2 protein-coding genes are annotated in these 1,507 nt (G+C 63.6%); both read right to left on the minus strand.

The features are described 5' to 3' along the window. Positions 1-125: SDR family NAD(P)-dependent oxidoreductase (locus tag HX846_RS34820; protein WP_178967215.1), on the minus strand; the 125-nt coding region annotated here is incomplete at its 3' end. A gap of 22 nt (positions 126-147) precedes the next feature. Then, positions 148-1,507: AMP-binding protein (locus HX846_RS34825; protein WP_178967216.1), on the minus strand; the 1,360-nt coding region annotated here is incomplete at its 5' end.

Consider the following 1,507-nt stretch of genomic DNA (forward strand, 5'->3'; position numbering starts at 1 on the left):
ACTGCGTCGGCGTTCAGGTCCACCAGCATCACCTTGGCTCCGGCCGCCACGAGCATCTCGGCGGTTGCCGCGCCGAGGCCTGAAGCGCCACCGCTGACCAGAAAAACCTTGTTCTCAATCTGCATCATTGTTTCCTTGAAGAATGGGTCACGCCGTGGCCGCCTGGGCCTTGGCAATTTCCTGATTACGCAAAATGAAGCGTTGCAGCTTGCCGCTCGGGGTCTTGGGCAGCTCGCTGACAAATTCGATTTCCCGCGGGTACGAGTGAGCGGCCAGGCGCTTGCGCACGTGCTGGCGCAGCTCTTCGGCCAGGGCCGGCTCGGCGCGGTACTGCTCGCTGAGTACCACAAACGCCTTGACGATCTCGGTGCGTTCCGGACATGGCTTACCCACCACGGCGGCCTCCACCACGGCCGGATGCTCGATCAAGGCGCTTTCTACGTCGAACGGACCCACGCGATAGCCGGAGGTGGTAATCACATCGTCGCTGCGCCCGACAAAGCTGATGCTGCCATCGGGGTTCAGCTCCACCGTATCGCCGCTGAGGTAGTACTTGCCGACGAAGGCCTTGGTCTTGACGCCGTCATAACCGGCAAACCAGCACATCGGCGATTGCTCGCGGTCGATAGCCAGGATGCCTGGCTGGCCGGCGGGCAGCTCCTGATGGTTGTCGTCCAGCACCACGATGCGATGGCCCGGCGAGGCAAAGCCTGCGGAGCCGACGTGCACCGGATGCTCCAGGCCATGGTGATTGCACAGCACCATGCCCAGCTCGGTCTGGCCGTAGTGGTCGTGGATGGTCACGCCGAGGTTATCGGCGAACCAGCGGATCACTTCCGGGTTCAATGGCTCGCCGGCGCTGCTGACAATACGCAGCTTGCCCTTGATCGACTTGGCGAACTGCTCGCCCCCGGCGATCAGCAGGCGATAGGCCGTGGGAGAACCGGTGAGGTTGGTAATCCCGTATTTGTTGATGACACGGCATGTGCTTTCGAGGGTGAACGGGCCATCGTAGAAGGTGATCGGGTGGCCCATGGACAAGGGGCCGGTCACGCCGAAATAGATGCCGTAGGCCCAGCCCGGGTCGGCGACGTTCCAGAATGCGTCTTCGGGGCGCAGGTCGACGGCGTCGCGGGTGTAGCTCTGGAACGCAACGATTGCCTTGAGCGGCACGGCCAGGGCTTTCGACGGGCCGGTGGTGCCTGAGGTGAACATCAGCAGGAACGGGTCGTCGGCGCCCAGCAATACGGGTTCGCAGAGGTTGACATAGTTGGGCAACTCGGCCCAGAAGCTGAAATCGCCGCGCACGATGCCTTCGCCGTTGGGGCCGGCGACGGTGACGATGGTCGGGCAGTCGGCCACTTCCGTCAGTTTGGGACGGTTTACTGCATCGGTCACCACCAGCGCGGCGCCGGAGCTGTTCAGGCGGTGTTCGATGGCCTTGGGGCCGAAGGCGGTGAACAGCGGCTGATAGACCGCGCCGATGCGCCAGGTGGCGAGGACGACC

Origin of the sequence: Pseudomonas sp. K5002, assembly GCF_013386655.1 — a bacterium.
Classification (GTDB): Bacteria; Pseudomonadota; Gammaproteobacteria; order Pseudomonadales; family Pseudomonadaceae; genus Aquipseudomonas.